The organism is Phreatobacter sp., assembly GCF_027532945.1.
GTDB lineage: Bacteria > Pseudomonadota > Alphaproteobacteria > Rhizobiales > Phreatobacteraceae > Phreatobacter.
On the sequence record NZ_JAPZTZ010000014.1, the window covers coordinates 80,242 to 93,152 of the forward strand.

Below are 12,911 nucleotides of genomic sequence, written 5' to 3' on the forward strand. Positions count from 1 at the left end.
AATGGACGAATATCTTCGGTTTCGCACTCGCACTTTCGCGCCAAAGAACCCTACGTTGCCACGATTGCCGACGACCGAGCCGCGCTTGAATCCAAGGCGGCTGCTCAAGGGGTTTCACATGCTCGTATCGGTCAACGGTGTCCGGCTGTTCGTGGATGTGGCGAACCCGGGTCTCGTGCCCGATGGCGACAGGATGCGCGAGAAGCCAACGCTCCTGATGCTTCATGGCGGGCCCGGCTTCGACCACACCGCATTCAAGGACGCCTTCTCCTGTCTCAGCGACGTGGCCCAGGTCGTCTTCTACGACCATCGCGGCAACGGCCGGAGTGACGGCGACGACCCCGCGGCCTGGAACCTCACGCAATGGGCCGATGATGTGAAAGGCCTATGCGATGCCCTGGGCATCGTCCGTCCCATCGTCTGCGGCCTGTCCTTCGGCGGTTTCGTCGCGCAGGCCTATGCCACGCGATATCCCGACCACCCGGGCAAGCTCATCCTGCTCAGCACGGTGGGGCGCGTCCACTTCCCCACGATCTTTGCCGCCTTCACGCGCATCGGCGGCCCCGAGATCGGAGCGATCGCGGAAAGCTATTGGATGAATCCGACGGCGGAGGGGCGAGCCGTCTATCTCCAGCGATGCGTGCCCTTCTATCGGCACCGCCGAAACAGGCCACCAGCCGACTTCTCGCGGGTCATCATGCGAACGCAGGTGGCGCTGCATTTCAACGGTCCGCAGAACGAGCACGGACGGTTCAACCTCCTGCCTGACCTCGCGCGGCTACGCTGTCCGGTGCTGATGATGGCGGGAGAGCACGACCCGATCGCGCCAATCGAACTGGCGGAGGAGACGGCCGCCGCCATTCCGGCGGGACTCCTGCGCTTCGAACGCCTGAGTGGCTGCGGCCATGACGTCCATGGCGATGATCCGGAGCGGGTGTTCGGCGCGATTCGAACGTTCATCGCGGCGGAGACCTGAGGCCGACCGCCTCACTCCCCCGCAGGAAAGAACACCCGCCGCGCCGTCGCCTCCATCACCGCAATGGTCGCCCCGTCCAAACCCAGCGCCTCCGGCAGCAACGCCGCCGCCTTCGCCGCCTCCTCGTGCTGGGTCCAGGGCCAGTCGCTGCCCCACATCAGCCGCTCCGCGCCATAGGCGTCGACGATCCGGCCGGCGAGGCCACGGATGTCGGGATGGCGCACGCGATAGGGCGCTGACAGTTTCATGCGGACGCGAGGGTCCGCAGCCCAGCTGGTGACGAGCGCGGCATCGTCCGGACCCGGCCGGCCGAAATGGTCGAGGACGATGGGCCCGTCGAAGCTGCGGAGAAAAGGCAGCGCGGCGGCAAGGTCCGGCGCATCGGCATGGAGTTCGACATGCCAGCCGAGCGGCGCGGCGATGGCGAGCATCGCCATCGCATCGGCCGAGGCGAGGACCTCCGGCGAGCGACCGACGAGATTGTAGCGCAACCCGCGGATCCCGGCCGCCGCGAGGGCCTCCGCCGCCTTGGGCGCGATGCGCTCCTCGATTACCGCCACGCCGGCAAGGCGGCCGCCGGCCGCCCCCAGCGCCTTGAGCAGGAAACTGTTGTCGCTGCCGAGGAACGACGGCTGCACCAGCACGCCTTTGTCGGCCCCGATCCCGTCGAGAAAGGCGAGATAGGCGGAGAGCGGCGCGTCATAGGCGGGCACATAGCGGGCGGTCGGGATCGCCGGCAGGCCAAGCTCGAAGACATGGGCATGGGTGTCGATCCGCATCGCGTGGCTCTTCAGCGCGCCAACATGGCGCAGGGGGGAACGACCTGACGCCCTTGCTGGATCCTGTCAATTCCTCTAGTCCTATAGAGGAATAGAGGTTTCCTCCGTGACCGCGCAAGTCCTCCCCCTCGACGACCGGCTGCCGCGCTACCAGCAATTGCGCGACCTGTTCGCCGCCGCTGTCGCTGACGGTCGCTGGCGTCCGGGCGAGGCCATTCCGCCCGAGGATAGCCTCGCCGAGCAGCACGGCGTCGCCGTCGGCACGGTGCGCAAGGCGCTCGCGGTCCTCGTCACGGAAGGGATGCTGGAGCGCCGCCAGGGGCGCGGCACCTTCGTGCGGCGTGGCAATTTCGGCAATGCGCTCGCCCGCTTCTTCCGCATGACCGATGCGAAGGGCCGGCCGATGCGGCCGGTCTCGCGCATCCTGTCGCGAAAGGTCCTGCCCGCCGATGCCGAGGTGGCCGAGCATCTCGGCGTTGCGGACGGCGCCCCCATCATCGCGCTGACGCGTCTGCGCCTCGTTGATGGCGCGCCGCTGCTCTTCGAGGAGGTCCACCTGCCGCGCGATCCTTTCGCGGCGCTGCTCGACCTGCCCTTTGCCGAGTTCGGCGACCTGCTCTATCCGCTCTACGAGACGGCCTGCGGCAGGGTCGTCGCCTCGGCCCGCGAGACCATCCGCTTCGGCCAGCCGCCGGCCGCGGCCGCCGCGGAGCTCGGCATTGATGCGGGCGTGCCGACCGCCATCATCGACCGCATCGCCTTCGGCTTCGACCAGGCGCCGCTGGAGTTTCGCCGCTCCTACGGGCCGGCGGAGCGCTTCTCCTATTCCATCGACATCCGCTGAGGAGCATCCCATGCCCCGACTGTCCCGCGCCCTGATCGATCGCCGCGCCGCGCTCGCCGGCGGCCTTGTCGCCCTCACCGCGCCGGCCTTTGCACCCGGCATCGCCCGCGCCCAGGCCTGGCCGGCCCGCCCCGTGCGAGTCGTCGTGCCCTATTCGGCCGGTGGCGGCGCCGACACGGTCGGCCGCATCCTCTTCCAGAAGCTCGCGGCCCTGACCGGCGGCAGCTTCGTCATCGAGAACCGCGGCGGCGCCGGCGGCACCATTGGCGCCAATGCGGTGGCGACCGCCGAGGCCGATGGCTACACGATCCTCTTCGATGCGAGCGCCCACGCCTCCAATCCGACCCTCTTCCCGCGCCTGCCCTATGACACGGTGAAGGCCTTCCGGCCGGTCTTCCTCGCCGCCGTCGTGCCGAACGTGCTGGTGGTCCATCCGAGCGTGCCGGAGCGCACGGTCGCCGACATCATCGCCGCGGCGAAGCGCGCGCCGGGCAAGATCGACTGGGCCTCCTCCGGCAACGGCTCGGCGCAGCATCTGGCGCTGGAGCTGTTCAAGAGCATGGCGGGGATCGACATCACCCACGTGCCCTATCGCGGCGGCGGCCCGGCCCTGAACGACCTCGTCGCCGGCCAGATCAAGTATTTCTTCTCGAACCTGTCCTCGTCCATCGAGCACATCCGCGGCGGCCTGCTGCGCGCCGTCGCCCACACCGCCTCCACGCCGGTCGAGGTCATGCCGGGCCTGCCGGCGGTCGCCGACACGCTCGCCGGCTACCAGGCGCTGGAATGGAACGGCGTCTTCGTGCCGGCAGGCACGCCGGATGCCGTCGTGGCGCGGCTCGGCAGCGCCCTGAATGAGGCGATCAGCGATCCAGCCATCAGCGCCCGCCTGACCTCGCTCTCGGTGACCAGCCGCCCCAACACGCCGGAGGAATTCGCCGCCTTCGTCCGGACAGAGATGGACAAGTGGGGCCCGATCATCCGCAGTGCCAATATCCGCCTCTAGGCATCGGCACCCTTCGGCGTCATTAGATTGTGTTCGACGCCTTCGGCGTCATGGCCCGGCGCAGCCCATCGGGAATGCGCACCGGCTTGCCGCCGGCGAGGAAGGCGACGCGCACATTCGCCTCGACCAGCACCTCCTCGCCGCGCAGCACGCGCTGGGCGAGGTTCAGCGTCGCGCCCTTCACCACCTCGGTGCGGGTCTCCACTGTCAGCACGTCGTCGATGCGGGCTGGCCGCAGGAACTCGATGCCCATGGAGCGGACGACGAAGAAGAAGCCGGCGCCGGCCTCTTCCTTGGCCGTCTCGAACAGGTGCCCTTGAGCGACGCCCAGGAGGCGCAGAAAGTCCGTGCGGCCGCGCTCCATGAAGCGCAGGTAGCTCGCGTGATAGACGACGCCGGAAAAGTCGGTGTCCTCGTAATAGACCCGCACGGGGAGGATGTGAGTCTCACCGTCAATGCGGCCGGCCAGGCCCTGGCCATCGGTCATTCCGCTCGCCCCTTGTCTTGGATCCGCTCGCCAGCCTTAGCGAGGGTGCGCGTCGAAAGCGAGGCGGACATGTTTCCCCTGCAGGGAAGGTCTGCAGGGCGGCGGCATCGCTTTTGCGCCTCCAGCATGGTTGGGTCCGCCCGCCGCGCAGCCGCGCGGTCACATTGCATGAGCATCCCATGAAGACCGTTCTCGCCGCCGCGATCGCCGTGGCCATCTCCTCCACCGCCTTCGCCCAGACCCCGGACACCTGCGCCGGTTACCTGAAGGCCCTCGCCGACATGCAGGCGGCGCTTCGCCAGTCCGGTGCAACCCCGCCGCCGACCGATCCGAACGACGCCAAGATCATCGCCTATTGCCGCGCCAACCCCAATGCGCCGCTCGCCGACGCCATGACCAAGGCGTTCGAGTGACCAAGGCATTCCAGTAAGACAATGACCGGCCGCCGGCTCCGCCGGCGGTCACGCCTCCTCGTCGCCCTTGAACAGGGTGAACTGCGCCCCTTCGCGGGCCGGCTCGGCAAGGCCGAGATGGCGGAAGGCGTGGGATGTGAGCAATCGCCCGCGCGGCGTGCGTTGCAGGAAGCCCTGCTGGATGAGGAAGGGCTCGATGATCTCCTCAATGGCGTCGCGCGGCTCGGAGAGCGCCGCGGCCATGGTCTCGATCCCCACCGGCCCGCCGCCATAGTTCAGCGCGATGGCCTTGAGATAACGCCGGTCCATGGCGTCGAGGCCGGCATCGTCCACTTCGAGCCGGGTCAGCGCCTCGTCGGCAATGGTGCGGGTGATCGTGTCCGAGTCCTTGTAGATTGCGAAGTCGCGCACGCGGCGCAGCAGGCGGCCAGCGATGCGCGGCGTACCACGCGCCCGGCGGGCGATTTCGTTGGCCCCCTCCGGCATCATCCCGATGCCGAGAACGCGCGCGCCGCGGGTGACGATAAGCTCCAGCTCCTGAACCGTATAGAACTGCAGGCGGATCGGGATGCCGAAGCGGTCGCGCAGCGGCGTGGTGAGCAGGCCGGCGCGGGTGGTCGCGCCGACAAGGGTGAACTTGGCGAGGTCGATCTTCACCGAACGCGCCGCCGGCCCCTCGCCGATGATGAGGTCGAGCTGAAAATCCTCCATTGCGGGATAGAGGATCTCCTCCACCGCCGGGTTGAGGCGGTGGATCTCGTCGATGAACAGCACGTCGCGCTCTTCGAGATTGGTCAGCTGCGCCGCGAGATCGCCGGCCTTGGCGATGACCGGGCCGGATGTGGCGCGGAAGCCGACGCCGAGCTCCTTGGCGAGGATCTGGGCCAGCGTCGTCTTGCCGAGGCCAGGAGGCCCAACGAATAGGACGTGATCGAGCGCATCGCCGCGGGTGCGCGCGGCGGAGATGAAGACCTCGAGATTCGATCGCGCCTGCGCCTGCCCGATGAACTCGGCGAGCCGCTGCGGCCGCAGATGCGTGTCGGCATCGTCGTCGCGGCGTTCGGCATCGAGAAGGCGGCGGGGCTCGGTCAAGACGACAGCTCCTTGAGGCCGAGCCGGATGAGCGTTTGAGTATTCGCCTCATCCCCCGCCTTCTTGGCCGCCGCGGCGATGGCGGCGGCCGCCTGCGGCTGGCCGTAGCCGAGATTGACCAGCGCGGAGATCGCATCCGCCACCGGCCCGGCCGCGCGCTTCTCGTCGACGTCGCCGGCGAGCTTCGCCAGCGCCGGGTCGATGTCGGTGAAGCCCGGCGCCTTGTCCTTGAGCTCGGTGATGATGCGCTCGGCGACCTTCGGGCCGACGCCGTTCGCCCGGCCGATCGCCGCCTTGTCGCGCATGGCGATGGCATGGGCGAGGTCGGAGGCCTTGAGGGTCGACAGCACTGACAGCGCCACCTTGGCGCCGACGCCCTGGACGGCCAGCAGCAGGCGGAACCACTCGCGCTCCAGGTCATTGGCGAAACCGTAGAGGCGGATCATGTCCTCGCGCACCATGGTCTCGATGGACAGCACCGCCGCTTCGCCGGCCGCCGGCAGCGCCTGGAGGGTGCGGGAGGAGCAGTGCACGACATAGCCGACGCCATGGACGTCGATGACGACCCAGTCAGGTCCGTAGCTGTCGATAGTGCCCTTGAGCTTGCCGATCATGATGGCTCCGCCGCTTCGAGACGCCGCTTATAGCGGATTCGGCGGCCCGCTCCTGCTACTCGTCCCCCGTCATCCGGCGCAGCGCCTCCGGCGGGTGGTTCTCGCCCACAGACATGGCGAGGATGCGCGAGATGTGGGTGCGCGGCAGGCTGGTCTCCACCGCCCAGGCGTTCACCTGCGCCTGGATCTTCTTCAGATCCCCCTTCGATGTCGGCTGCGCCGCGACATCCACACCGGCATCGCGCATCGCCGCCACCATGTCCTGCGAGGTGACGAAGCCGTCCCATCCGACGAAGCGCAGGAAATACTGGCCTGTCATGCCGCCGAGGCGGGCCCCGCGCTTGGCGAGGAGCTCCAGCAAACCGACCTGATCCTCCGCCGGCCATGAGCTCAGGAAGCGGCCGAAGGAGCCATGCTCCCTCGTCATCGCCTGGACGAAGGCGGCATTGTCGCGCACCGACCTGATCTTCTGCGGGTTCTTCACGATCCGACCATCGCGCGACAGATCGTGCCAGAACTCGTCGGGCTGGAAGGTGAGAGCCTGCGGCACGAAACCGAGGAAGGCCTCCTCGAAGCCCGGCCATTTCTTCTCGATGACGCTCCAGACGAAGCCGGCGGAAAAGACCCGCTTCGTCATCTCGGCCAGGATGCGGTCGTCGGTCATGGCGGCCAGCGCTGCCCTGTCGGGGACGGCGGGGAGCAGGCCGGCGAGCACTGCCTCGCCGCCCTTGCGCTTGGCCGCGCGTGTCTGGATCGTCTTGAATTTCATCATGCTGCCATCCCCCACCCCATAGTCCACGCCCGAAGGCAGCATCGCGGCAAGAGCGCGCCTAGCGCCGCCCCGGGCCCGTCCGGTGATGGGCGTGGGTCACCGCGATGGCCAGCGCATCGGCGGCGTCCATGGTCTTCGGATCGGCCTTGGGCAGCAGGATGCCGATCATCATGTGGATCTGGTTCTTCTCGGCGTGACCGGCGCCGACCACCGACTTCTTGACCTTGTTGGGCTCGTATTCGGCGACGGGAATGCCTGCGAGCGCCGGCACCACCATGGCGATGCCGCGTGCCTGGCCGAGCTTCAGCGTTGCGGTCGCGTCCTTGTTGACGAAGGTCTGCTCGACCGCCGCCTCTTCCGGCGACCAGGCCGCGAGCACGTCGGTAAGGCCTCGGTGCAGACTGGCGAGGCGCGTCGCGAGATCGGCCTTGTCGTCTGACGTGACCGTGCCGCAGGCGACGAAGGCGAGGCGATTGCCGGTGACGTCAATGACGCCCCACCCCGTTCGGCGCAGGCCTGGATCAATGCCGATAATGCGAATCGTGCCCATCATGGCGCCAATCTAGCCGAATTGCAGGCGTGCCCCGCGCCGCCCGATATTCCGGTTGGCTTCCATTGCCCTTAAGCGAGAGGGAACGACACGCCGCAAAGGCCCTGCCTTGGACCTCCTCGCCCAGCTCGGCGCTCCCCCGCCCCTCGCCGTCCTGCTTGCCGCCTTCTTCGCCGGCATGGTGCGCGGCTATACCGGCTTCGGCTCGGCCATGATCTTCATGCCGGTCGCGGGCGCCTATCTCGGGCCCAAGACCGCCATCGGCATCATGTCGATCATCGACGCGGTGCTGCAGTTCGCCATGATCCGCTCCACCTGGCGCCATGCGCGCTGGGGCGAGATCGGGCCGCTCTTCGTCGGCTATGTCGTGGGACTGCCGCTCGGCGTCTGGCTGCTAGTGACGATCGATCCCTCGCCGGTGCGCTGGGTGACCTCGCTCTCCATCGTGCTGGTGCTGACGCTTCTGCTCACCGTCGGGCGCATCGAGCGCTCGCCGGGCCTGCCGGCGACGCTCGCCACCGGCATCACCTCTGGCGTCATTTCCGGCCTCGCCAGCCTCGGCGGCATGGTCCTGTCGCTGTTCTGGCTGGCCGGCCCCAGCCACAATGCCGGCGTGCGCGGCTCCTCGGTCGCCTTCTTCGTGCCGGCCTCGGTCCTGTCGATGAGCCTGCTGGCCTATGCCGGCATCTTCACGCCCGCGGTCTTCCAGGGCGCGGCCTGGACCATCCTGCCCTATGCGGTGGGCATCGGCCTCGGCTCCTTGCTGTTCGGCAGGGCGGACCCGCGCTTCTTCCGCCCCGTTGCCTTCGGCGTCATCGCCGCAGCTGCCATCACCAGCATGCCGCTGCTCGACCGGGTGCTGCGCTAGGGGCGGCCTCAGCCGCCCATCTTCGCCACGAGCGCCTCGGACAACTCGAAGTTGGAATAGACGTTCTGCACGTCGTCGTTCTCGTCGAGATTGTCCATGAGACGCAGCAGCTTCTCGCCGGTCTCGTCGTCGACGGCGACATTGTTCTGCGGCTTCCAGGTCAGGGCGGTCTTCTTCGGCTCGCCGAACTTCGCCTCAAGGGCCTTCGCCACCTCGGCGAGGGCGTCGGACGCGGTGGTGATCTCGTGGCCGGCCTCGGAGGAGACCACGTCCTCTGCCCCCGCCTCGATGGCGGCTTCCAGCATGTCGTCGGCGGAGGCCTTGTCTGCGGCAAACTCGATCGTGCCGACCCGGTCAAACATGAAGGAGACGGCGCCGGTCTCGGCGAGGTTGCCGCCGGACTTGGTGAAATAGGAGCGCACCTCGGAGGCGGTGCGGTTGCGGTTGTCGGTCAGCGCCTCGACGATGACGGCGACGCCGCCGGGGCCGTAGCCCTCGTAGCGGATCTCCTCATAATTCTCGGTGTCGCCGCCGGCCGCCTTCTTGATGGCGCGCTCGATATTGTCCTTCGGCATGTTCTCGGCGCGGGCCGCGATGATGGCGGCGCGGAGGCGCGGGTTCATGTTCGGATCGGGCAGACCCATCTTGGCCGCGACCGTGATCTCACGGGCGAGCTTGCCGAAGAGCTTGGACCGCATCGCGTCCTGGCGGCCCTTGCGATGCATGATGTTCTTGAACTGTGAATGCCCGGCCATGGGACTCTCTTCGCGGTGGTCAGCCGGGCGGGGCGCCGTTCCGTGCGCCGCTCCAACGCGCCGGCTTGGTCAGTCGGCGCGACTTATAGGCAAGCGTGGCGGCGAAATCCAGCGCCGCCAGCCGGCTCAGCGACGGGCGCCGAAGGCGTTGGCGAGCAGGTCGATCTGGCTCGAAATGGCATTGCTGGCAGCGGCCGGCGCGATCTCGGCAAACAGCAGCTTGTCCATGTGGACGATGCGCTCCTGCAGGCGCATGGCCTTGCCGATGAGAGCGGAGAGCTGCTCGGGGAGCTCCTCCAGCGTCGCCTGCGGGGTCGGCGCACCGACCGAGGAGAGGCGCACCTTGGATTTCTCCTGCGCGGCCTGCTCCTGGGTGAGCTCGCCCTCGTTGACGGCACGCTGCAGCAGCAGCCAAGAGGCGAGCTGCATCAGGCGGGTGGTCAGGCGCATGCTCTCGGTGGCGTAGGCGAGAGCCGGCCCGCGGTCGAGGCTGCGGCTGTCGTTGCGGCCCGGGCCGTCGAGATAGGCGGCTGTCTCCTCGACCAGCGACATCCCCTCGCGGAACAGGTCCTTGAAGGCCTGGGAGCTGGCGAGCCGGGTCCCGAAGGCCACGGCGGTCTCGGCGACGGGCGAAACGCTCTCTTGCGACATCACGCTACTACTCCCTCAGGGGTTCTGGTGTGCCGCCGTTTTCCCGACCCGTAAAGCGAATGCTTAAGGAAAGGTAAACGGCGATGGTTCAACGGTCGAACCCTGTCGAGCAATCGGGGTGCCACCCCGCCCTGTGCCGCTTCGGGACAGATCCTTCGGGCGGCAGGGCCAGCCCATCGAACGACGAAATCGCGGCGCTGCCAAGGCCGTGCGTCGTCGCGCCGCCGGCCTGTCCACTGTCCTAAGGGGAGAGGCGCCCGGCCGCATGAGGACAAAAAAAGGCCGCCCGAAGGCGGCCTTGAAGTGAAATACAGGGAGGCGTCAAACAGAGTGGACAGGAGCCACTCGCGTCCAGCGAACTGAACGATTTGTTTGATAAACGGGAAAGGTTAACCAGCCGTTAGCCGTTACCGGTGCAGCCGGCGATTCTTGCGCTGTGTCGGCCTTGACGGTGGCATGAAAATGCTGTGCGACATGGGTCCGCAACGGCGGGCGCGGGCCCGCGGCTCTCCAGGACCTGCCGACATGCTCGATCTCGATCTTGCCATCCGTGGTGGCACCGTCGTCACCGCTTCGGACACCATCCGCTGCGACGTCGGCATCAAGGACGGCAAGGTCGCGCTGCTGGCCGGCTCCATCACCGAGGCCGCCCGCACCATCGACGCATCCGGCCTCATCGTCATGCCCGGCGGCATCGACAGCCACGTCCACCTCGACCAGCCCTCGGGCCCGGATATCGTCATGGCTGACGGCTTCGAGAGCGGCACGCGCTCGGCCGCGGCCGGCGGCAACACGACCGTCATCCCCTTCGCCATGCAGATCAAGGGCACGTCGCTGCGCGCCTGCGTGACCGACTATCACAAGAAGGCGGAGGGCAAGGCCTATATCGATTACGGCTTCCACCTCGTCGTCTCGGACCCGACGCCGACCGTGCTGAACCAGGAGCTGCCGGCCCTGTTCTCGGACGGCTGCACCTCCTTCAAGGTCTTCATGACCTATGACGACCTCGTCCTTTCGGACCGCCAGCTCCTCGAGGTCTTCGACGTCGCCCGCCGCGAACAGGCGCTGGTGATGGTCCATTGCGAGGGCTACGACAACATCCGCTTCCTCACCGAGCGGCTGGAAGCGGCCGGCAAGACCGCGCCCTATTACCATGGCCCCTCGCGGCCGCAGGTGATCGAGCGCGAGGCGACCCACCGCGCCATCAGCCATGCCGAGCTGCTCGACGTGCCGATGATGGTCGTCCACGTCTCCGGCCGCGAGGCCATGGAACAGATCCGCTGGGCCCGCCAGCGCGGCCTCAAGGTCTATGCCGAGACCTGCCCGCAGTACATCACGCTGGTCGAGGACGACATGAAGGGCCTGAACATGGACATGTCGGGCGCGAAATATGTCTGCTCGCCGCCGCCGCGCGACCGCGACAGCCATGCCGCCATCTGGGAAGGCCTTGAGCAGGGCATCTTCCAGACCTTCTCGTCGGATCACTGCCCGTTCTACTACGACAGCCCCAAGGGCAAGCTCGCCGAGAAGGGCCGCACCTCCTTCCGCTGGGTGCCGAACGGCATTCCCGGCGTCGAGACGCGGATGCCCATCCTCTGGTCGGAGGGCGTCGCCAAGGGCCGCATCTCGATGAACGAGTTCGTGGCGCTGACCTCGACCAACCATGCCAAGCTCTACGGGCTCTACCCGAAGAAGGGCACGATCGCGGTCGGCTCGGATGCCGACATCGTGCTGTGGGACGCGAACCGCAAGGAGACGATCCGCCAGGAGATCCTCCACCACGGCTCGGATTATACGCCGTGGGAGGGCTTCGCGGTCACCGGCTGGCCGGTCATGACCATCGCCCGCGGCCGCACCATCGTCGAGGAAGGCAAGGTGCTGGGCGAGCCGGGCTTCGGCGGCTTCCTCGCCCGCGACAAGAGCCCCTACGCCGTGCCGAAGGGGGCGTGAGGCCTCAGGCCATCTCAACGAGGCGCGGCCTTCACCTCTCCCCGCCGGGGAGAGGTGGGGCGCAGTGCCAACCCATACCGCGCCGCCCTATCCGGCGTGGCAGATGCGATCCCCGAACCGGCGTGATGCCTCACACCGTCAGCACGATCTTGCCGACATGGGTGCTGCCCTCCATGCGGGCATGGGCCTTGGAGGCCTCGGCGAGGGGATAAGTCGAGTCCATCACCACCTTCACCTGCCCACTCTCCAGCAGCGGCCAGACCTTAGTCTGGAGCGCATCGGCCAGTGCCGCCTTGAAGGCGATGTCGCGGATGCGCAGCGTCGAGCCGGTAAAGGTGACGCGCTTCAGCATGAGCCAGCGCAGGTCGACCTTCACCTCCGAGCCATGCAGGAAGGCGATCTGCACGATCCGCCCGTCCGCGGCGACGCAGTCGAGGTTCTTCTGCACATAGTCGCCGCCGACCATGTCGAGGATGAGGTTCGCGCCCTTCTTGCCGGTGATCGCCATGACCTCGGCGCCATAGTCCTGGGTGCGGTAGTTGATGGCATGGTCGGCGCCGAGCGCCTTGGCCGCCGCGCATTTGTCGTCCGAGCCGGCCGTGGTGATGACCGTCGCGCCGAAGGCCTTGGCGAGCTGGATGGCGGTGACGCCGATGCCGGACGTGCCGCCATGGATCAGGATGGTCTCGCCGGCCTTGAGGCCGCCGCGGTCGAAGACATTGGACCAGACGGTGAAGAAGGTCTCGGGAATGCCGGCGGCCTCCACCATGGACAGGCCCTTCGGCACGGGGAGGGCATTGGTCTCGTGCACCACGGCATATTCGGCATAGCCGCCGCCGGAGACCAGGGCGCAGACCTTGTCGCCGACCTTGAAGCGGCTCGCGCCGTCACCGCAGACCACGACCTCACCGGAAAATTCGAGGCCGGGAATGTCGGAGGCGCCCTTCGGCGGCGGATAGCCACCGGCCCGCTGCAGCACGTCTGGACGATTGACGCCCGCTGCCGCGATCCGGACGAGGATCTCGCCCGCGCCAGGAGCAGGAACAGGGCGCGTCTCCGGCACGAGGGCCTCGGGGCCACCGGGAACGGGAATGGCGACGGCGATCATGGTGGCGGGAAGAGCGGTCATCGGGACACCGTTTCGACAGCGGGGG

General features: G+C 67.9%; 15 protein-coding genes. 6 read left to right on the forward strand and 9 right to left on the reverse strand.

What is annotated here, in order from left to right; genetic code table 11:
• The first annotated feature begins 1 nt into the window (after position 1).
• Entirely contained in the window at positions 2–976 is a 975-nt protein-coding gene (locus tag O9344_RS10890) for an alpha/beta hydrolase (RefSeq protein ID WP_298476527.1), read from the forward strand.
• An 11-nt stretch (positions 977–987) separates the two neighbouring features.
• Here the strand turns inward: O9344_RS10890 and O9344_RS10895 are convergent, their stop codons facing one another.
• Complete coding sequence (locus O9344_RS10895) at positions 988–1,755, reverse strand: amidohydrolase family protein (RefSeq protein WP_298476530.1); 768 nt, start codon at positions 1,753–1,755, stop codon at positions 988–990.
• A 106-nt stretch (positions 1,756–1,861) separates the two neighbouring features.
• Between O9344_RS10895 and O9344_RS10900 the strand changes: the two genes are divergently transcribed.
• Complete coding sequence (locus tag O9344_RS10900; protein ID WP_298476534.1) at positions 1,862–2,599, forward strand: GntR family transcriptional regulator; 738 nt, start codon at positions 1,862–1,864, stop codon at positions 2,597–2,599.
• A 10-nt stretch (positions 2,600–2,609) separates the two neighbouring features.
• Complete coding sequence (locus tag O9344_RS10905; protein ID WP_298476538.1) at positions 2,610–3,605, forward strand: tripartite tricarboxylate transporter substrate binding protein; 996 nt, start codon at positions 2,610–2,612, stop codon at positions 3,603–3,605.
• Between the two features lie 22 nt (positions 3,606–3,627).
• On the opposite strand, the gene ybgC is transcribed toward O9344_RS10905, so the two are convergent.
• The gene (gene ybgC / locus O9344_RS10910) at positions 3,628–4,092 is read right to left on the reverse strand and encodes a tol-pal system-associated acyl-CoA thioesterase (RefSeq protein WP_298476541.1); all 465 of its coding nucleotides are present in this window, start codon (positions 4,090–4,092) and stop codon (positions 3,628–3,630) included.
• 179 nt (positions 4,093–4,271) lie between these two features.
• Between ybgC and O9344_RS10915 the strand changes: the two genes are divergently transcribed.
• Positions 4,272–4,505 carry a hypothetical protein gene (locus O9344_RS10915; RefSeq protein ID WP_298476544.1) on the forward strand — a complete coding sequence of 78 codons (234 nt, stop codon included), beginning with the start codon at positions 4,272–4,274 and terminating at the stop codon, positions 4,503–4,505.
• Positions 4,506–4,553: 48 nt separating this feature from the next.
• Here O9344_RS10915 and ruvB read toward each other — a convergent pair whose 3' ends face one another.
• From ruvB to ruvC, 4 genes are read right to left on the reverse strand one after another with little or no spacing between them, the layout of a single operon-like run.
• Positions 4,554–5,597 (reverse strand): Holliday junction branch migration DNA helicase RuvB, encoded by a 1,044-nt coding sequence (ruvB, locus tag O9344_RS10920; RefSeq protein WP_298476547.1) that lies wholly within the window; start codon positions 5,595–5,597, stop codon positions 4,554–4,556.
• The gene (ruvA, locus tag O9344_RS10925; RefSeq protein ID WP_298476550.1) at positions 5,594–6,211 is read right to left on the reverse strand and encodes a Holliday junction branch migration protein RuvA; all 618 of its coding nucleotides are present in this window, start codon (positions 6,209–6,211) and stop codon (positions 5,594–5,596) included. The genes ruvB and ruvA overlap by 4 nt, the downstream gene beginning before the upstream one ends.
• A gap of 55 nt (positions 6,212–6,266) precedes the next feature.
• Positions 6,267–6,983: a DNA-3-methyladenine glycosylase I gene (locus O9344_RS10930; protein WP_298476553.1), complete on the reverse strand. Its 717-nt coding sequence runs from the start codon at positions 6,981–6,983 to the stop codon at positions 6,267–6,269.
• A gap of 58 nt (positions 6,984–7,041) precedes the next feature.
• Entirely contained in the window at positions 7,042–7,536 is a 495-nt protein-coding gene (ruvC, locus tag O9344_RS10935) for a crossover junction endodeoxyribonuclease RuvC (protein ID WP_298476556.1), read from the reverse strand.
• A gap of 106 nt (positions 7,537–7,642) precedes the next feature.
• On the opposite strand from ruvC, the gene O9344_RS10940 reads away from it, so the two are divergent.
• On the forward strand, positions 7,643–8,401 hold the full coding sequence (locus O9344_RS10940) for a sulfite exporter TauE/SafE family protein (protein ID WP_298476558.1): 759 nt from the start codon (positions 7,643–7,645) through the stop codon (positions 8,399–8,401).
• Positions 8,402–8,409: 8 nt separating this feature from the next.
• Here O9344_RS10940 and O9344_RS10945 read toward each other — a convergent pair whose 3' ends face one another.
• Both O9344_RS10945 and O9344_RS10950 read right to left on the reverse strand, forming a co-directional pair.
• On the reverse strand, positions 8,410–9,156 hold the full coding sequence (locus tag O9344_RS10945) for a YebC/PmpR family DNA-binding transcriptional regulator (RefSeq protein ID WP_298476562.1): 747 nt from the start codon (positions 9,154–9,156) through the stop codon (positions 8,410–8,412).
• Positions 9,157–9,282: 126 nt separating this feature from the next.
• Positions 9,283–9,807, reverse strand: coding sequence for a DUF1465 family protein (locus O9344_RS10950; protein ID WP_298477037.1), 525 nt, complete (start codon positions 9,805–9,807; stop codon positions 9,283–9,285).
• Between the two features lie 525 nt (positions 9,808–10,332).
• On the opposite strand from O9344_RS10950, the gene hydA reads away from it, so the two are divergent.
• Entirely contained in the window at positions 10,333–11,757 is a 1,425-nt protein-coding gene (gene hydA, locus O9344_RS10955) for a dihydropyrimidinase (RefSeq protein WP_298476565.1), read from the forward strand.
• Between the two features lie 130 nt (positions 11,758–11,887).
• Here hydA and O9344_RS10960 read toward each other — a convergent pair whose 3' ends face one another.
• Positions 11,888–12,886, reverse strand: a complete 999-nt coding sequence (locus O9344_RS10960) for an NAD(P)H-quinone oxidoreductase (protein ID WP_298476567.1) — start codon at positions 12,884–12,886, stop codon at positions 11,888–11,890.
• Between the last annotated feature and the right edge of the window lie 25 nt (positions 12,887–12,911).

Bases quoted from the DNA above. Each gene is read 5' to 3' on its own strand.
- O9344_RS10890 (WP_298476527.1), top strand. From the start codon at position 2: ATGGACGAATATCTTCGGTTTCGCACTCGCACTTTCGCGCCAAAGAAC.
- O9344_RS10895 (WP_298476530.1), bottom strand. From the start codon at position 1,755: ATGCGGATCGACACCCATGCCCATGTCTTCGAGCTTGGCCTGCCGGCG.
- O9344_RS10905 (WP_298476538.1), top strand. From the start codon at position 2,610: ATGCCCCGACTGTCCCGCGCCCTGATCGATCGCCGCGCCGCGCTCGCC.
- ybgC (WP_298476541.1), bottom strand. From the start codon at position 4,092: ATGACCGATGGCCAGGGCCTGGCCGGCCGCATTGACGGTGAGACTCAC.
- O9344_RS10915 (WP_298476544.1), top strand. From the start codon at position 4,272: ATGAAGACCGTTCTCGCCGCCGCGATCGCCGTGGCCATCTCCTCCACC.
- ruvA (WP_298476550.1), bottom strand. From the start codon at position 6,211: ATGATCGGCAAGCTCAAGGGCACTATCGACAGCTACGGACCTGACTGG.
- O9344_RS10930 (WP_298476553.1), bottom strand. From the start codon at position 6,983: ATGATGAAATTCAAGACGATCCAGACACGCGCGGCCAAGCGCAAGGGC.
- ruvC (WP_298476556.1), bottom strand. From the start codon at position 7,536: ATGATGGGCACGATTCGCATTATCGGCATTGATCCAGGCCTGCGCCGA.
- O9344_RS10945 (WP_298476562.1), bottom strand. From the start codon at position 9,156: ATGGCCGGGCATTCACAGTTCAAGAACATCATGCATCGCAAGGGCCGC.
- O9344_RS10950 (WP_298477037.1), bottom strand. From the start codon at position 9,807: ATGTCGCAAGAGAGCGTTTCGCCCGTCGCCGAGACCGCCGTGGCCTTC.
- hydA (WP_298476565.1), top strand. From the start codon at position 10,333: ATGCTCGATCTCGATCTTGCCATCCGTGGTGGCACCGTCGTCACCGCT.
- O9344_RS10960 (WP_298476567.1), bottom strand. From the start codon at position 12,886: ATGACCGCTCTTCCCGCCACCATGATCGCCGTCGCCATTCCCGTTCCC.